This window comes from Cellulomonas bogoriensis 69B4 = DSM 16987 (genome assembly GCF_000767165.1).
Taxonomy (GTDB): domain Bacteria; phylum Actinomycetota; class Actinomycetes; order Actinomycetales; family Cellulomonadaceae; genus Actinotalea; species Actinotalea bogoriensis.
The window spans coordinates 1-3848 of sequence record NZ_AXCZ01000214.1 but is presented as its reverse complement, the minus strand read 5'-3'; the positions used below and the strand labels follow the sequence as shown (position 1 = coordinate 3848).

Annotated in this window: 5 protein-coding genes; 2 read left to right on the top strand and 3 right to left on the bottom strand. The window is 75.2% G+C overall.

Annotated features, from left to right (window positions below; translation table 11 throughout):
- Together N869_RS13450 and dacB are read right to left on the bottom strand one after the other, a co-directional pair.
- On the bottom strand, positions 1–1010 hold a 1010-nt coding region (locus N869_RS13450; protein ID WP_035062419.1), incomplete at its 3' end, for a zinc-dependent metalloprotease.
- Positions 1011–1014: 4 nt separating this feature from the next.
- Entirely contained in the window at positions 1015–2448 is a 1434-nt protein-coding gene (gene dacB, locus N869_RS13445; protein ID WP_052105559.1) for a D-alanyl-D-alanine carboxypeptidase/D-alanyl-D-alanine endopeptidase, read from the bottom strand.
- Between the two features lie 237 nt (positions 2449–2685).
- On the opposite strand from dacB, the gene N869_RS13440 reads away from it, so the two are divergent.
- On the top strand, positions 2686–3183 hold the full coding sequence (locus tag N869_RS13440; RefSeq protein WP_035062418.1) for an inorganic diphosphatase: 498 nt from the start codon (positions 2686–2688) through the stop codon (positions 3181–3183).
- A 104-nt stretch (positions 3184–3287) separates the two neighbouring features.
- Here the strand turns inward: N869_RS13440 and N869_RS18610 are convergent, their stop codons facing one another.
- The gene (locus N869_RS18610; protein ID WP_052105557.1) at positions 3288–3635 is read right to left on the bottom strand and encodes a C40 family peptidase; all 348 of its coding nucleotides are present in this window, start codon (positions 3633–3635) and stop codon (positions 3288–3290) included.
- Between the two features lie 22 nt (positions 3636–3657).
- Here N869_RS18610 and N869_RS18605 point away from each other — a divergent pair.
- Positions 3658–3848: hypothetical protein (locus N869_RS18605; protein ID WP_232229736.1), on the top strand; the 191-nt coding region annotated here is incomplete at its 3' end.

Genomic DNA, 3848 nt, shown 5'->3' with positions numbered 1-3848 from the left:
CAGACCGCCTCCAGGGCGTCCCGGCCGCCCGCGCGCCGCACCGCACGCACGAACGCCGCACCCTCGCGGTACTGGGCGTACTTGCCGTCCAGGCCCAGCAGACGCCGCAACCACCGGTCCGTCCCGCCCGCGTTGCGGCGGCGGGCCTCCATGCGTGCGCGCAGCCGCCGGACGCTGGGAACCGCGCGCACACCGATCGCGTCCATCGTCACGTCTGCGTGGCCCTCGAGCAGGGCCATGACCGCGGTCACGGCCTCCACCTGCTCCCGGTGCCGCTCGTCCAGGGCGAGGTCCAGCAGCGACAACGCCTCGACGTCCTCCCGGCCGGCGCGCAGCGCCCGCAGGCCACGTCCGACGGCCGAGACCAGGTCCTGGGCCGTGGACGTGCCCGCCAGGTCCTGGAGCAGGGCCGTGACCGCCGTGCGCAGGTGCTCGGCCAGCCACGGTGCCGCCGCCATCTGCAGGGCGTGGGTCTGCTCGTGCACGCACACCCACAGGCGGAAGTCCGCCGGGTCGGCCGCCAGGGCACGCTCGGTGCGCAGGACGTTGGGCGCCACGAGCATGAGCCGCCCACCCGCGCCCGGGCCGCCGAACGGGTCGAACTGGCCGATGACCCGCCCCGCCAGCAGACCCAGGAGGCCCGCAGCCTGAGCGGTGGCGGGCGCCTGGGTCACCCGCCGGGCCTCCGGAGCGGGCCCGGGCGGGGTCGTCATCGCCTCGATGGCCTGTGCGGCACCACGGGCCCACCCGGCGCGGTCGAGCACCAACAGCTCGGGCTCGAGGTCCGTGTTGCCGGCACCGTCCAGGGCCTGACCCAGGCGCGAGGCACGCACCGCCAGGGGGCGGGCGCGCGAGGCCGTGGCGTGCAGGTCCTGCACCAGCACCTGCAGCTCGGCGCGCGAGGGCGTCGGGCCCGGTGAGGCCAAGCGGCCGGCCCAGCGGCCCGCGGCCTGCCAGTCGACGTCCAGGCCCGTGGCCCGTGGGCGGTCACCGGCGTCCTCTGGGGTCATCCCCTCACGGTAGCCCGCACCCGCACCCGGCCAGCTGCTGGACGAACGTGTCGATCACCCGCCGTGGCCCGAGCTGACCACCGGGCGGGGTCTGGTCGGCCAGCACCGCGAACACCAGCGGCCGCCCCTCAACGGTCACGACCGTCCCCGACAGCGACGTCACGCCACGCAGGGACCCCGTCTTGGCCCGCACCAGGCCCCGGGCCGGGGTGCTGGTCAGCCGTTCGGCCAGGGTGCCCTGCCAGCCGGCCACCGGCATGTCCACCGCCACGGGCAGCGTCGCGGTGTCGGTCGGGTCGGCGCTCAGGACCACCAGGTCCACCAGCAGACGGGCCGGCAACCACGAGCCGTCGGCCAGCCCGCTGCAGTCGGCCAGCACGGCGCCGGTGGTGTCCAGGCCCGCGTCGGTCATCTCGGCGATCACCGCACGGGTCGCCCCCTGGAAGGAGGTCGGGAGCCCGCGGGCGTGGGCCGTGACCCGCCCCAGTGCCTCGCTGACGGTGTTGTCGGAGGTCTGCAGGGAGTAGGCGACCACGTCCCGCAGAGTGGCCGACTCCACCATGCCCAGCACGGTCGCGCCCTCGGGCGCCTCGGTGCGGGTGGGTGCGCCGGTGACGGTGACACCCCGCTCCTCGAGCGCCGCGGCCAGCACCTGCGCCGCGTGCAGCGACGGGTCGCGGTGGCGCGGCGGGTAGGGCTCCTCACGGGTCTTGGCGATGTTCACCATGAGCGCGGTGACCGGCGCGACGAAGCCCCCGCTCAGGTCGGTGTCCGCCCAGCCGGGAGCCAGCCGCGGGCCCGTGAAGAAGGTGTCGTCGACGTCCAGGGCGACCTCGTCGACACCGGCGAGCTCCAGCCGCAGCACCACCTGGTCGGCGAGGTCGGCCAGACCGGCGTGACCGTTGACCGCGGTCGGGTCGCCCGCCCCCTGGGCGAGCATCACGTCCCCCCCACCGACCAGGACCAGGCGCCCCGAACCCGCCTGCACCACGGTGGTGGCCAGGCGTGCGTCCGGGCCCAGGGCGCGCACGGCCGCGAAACCGGTGGCCATCTTCGCGGTGGACGCCGGGGTGCGGGGACGGTCGCCGTCCACGTCCACGAGCACCTCGCCCGTGAGCTGGTCCGCGACCACGATGCCCACCGAGTCGCCCATCCACTCGTGGTCGGCCGCGGCGCGTGCGAGGGCGGTGAGCTCCTGCGCGTCGGGCACCGGGACGTCGACGTCGACGGGCGGCAGGACGATCTCCAGGGGCGGCGGCTCCTGGGCCGCCGGTGCGACGGGGAACGGCGAGGGCGGCGGCGGGACAGGTTCCAGGGTGAGGAAGCCCGGGACCACGTCGTGGGCATCGGCCACCAGGTACCCGCCCGCCCCCAGGACCAGGGCCACCGCGGCTGCCGCGGCGACCGGCCCGGACCGGCGCGAGGTCCGTGCCGCCATACGTCCTCCGGTGTGGTCGTCCCACGGCCGGCGCGCGCGGGGGGTGGCCACAGACTAGACCGCGGCGCGCCGCAGCCCACGCGTCCCCCACAAGTGCGGGACGATGGTCCCGCCTGGCGTAGCGTTCGCCCCGGGGCCCACGGGCCACGGGTCGACGCCGACCGCCCGCCAGCACCACCGTCTGTCCGACCCGCCGCCCCGACCCGGGCGGAGAGCACGCCCGCGAAGGAGCACCCTGTGGAGTTCGACGTCACCATCGAGATCCCCAAGGGGCAGCGCAACAAGTACGAGGTGGACCACGAGACCGGCCGGATCCGGCTGGACCGGATGCTCTTCACCTCCACGCGCTACCCCGACGACTACGGGTTCATCGAGGGCAGCCTCGGTGAGGACGGCGACCCGCTGGACGCGCTCGTGCTGCTCGAGGAGCCGACGTTCCCCGGGTGCCTGATCCGGTGCCGGGCCCTGGGCATGTTCCGCATGCGTGACGAGTCCGGCGGCGACGACAAGGTCCTGTGCGTCCCCATGGGCGACCAGCGCGCCTCGTGGCGGCAGGACATCGACGACGTCAGCGAGTTCCACCGCCTGGAGATCCAGCACTTCTTCGAGGTCTACAAGGACCTCGAGCCGGGCAAGTCCGTCGAGGGAGCGCACTGGGTCGGCCGCGAGGAGGCCGAGGCCGAGATCGAGCGCTCCTACCAGCGGGCCCGCGAGGCCGGGCACCACTCGATCTGAGGACCCTCGCCGCGTCGGGGCCCGCACGGCCCCGGCGCGGCGAGCCGGTCAGGACGTCCGGGTCACGTCGTCCGGGTCACGCCGTCCGGGTCACGCCGTCCGGGTCAGGGACGTCCGGCGAACGGCATGGTGCCCGACCAGCGGATCGGGGTGACGCGCAGCGGCACCCCGGGGCGCGAGGCCTCGACCATCTGACCGCCCCCGATGATCATCGCGACGTGGGTGATCGAGTCGGGGTTGGCGGGGTTGGACCCGTAGAAGATCAGGTCGCCGGGACGCATCGAGTCGTAGGAGATCTTGCGGACCTGCTTGTACTGGTCCCGTGAGGTGCGGTTGATCGACACCCCGGCGTTCTGCCAGGCGCGCATCGTCAGACCGGAGCAGTCGTAGCCGCCCGGCCCCGTGCCACCCCACACGTAGGGCTTGCCGACCTGCGTCAGCGCCCACTCCACCGCCGCCTGCCCCTGGGCCGCGGTGCCCCGCTGGGACCCGGTGCCCAGCCCGTACCGGTCGGGAGCCGGGGTCGGTGCGGGTGTCGCGGTCCGCGTCGGGGTCGGCGTGGGCGTCGGGGTCGGGGTGGGCGTGGGCGTCGGTGCGGGGGTCGCCGTCCTGGTGGGTGACGGCGACGGGGTCGACGTCGGCGTCGGTGACGCGGTGGGCGACGG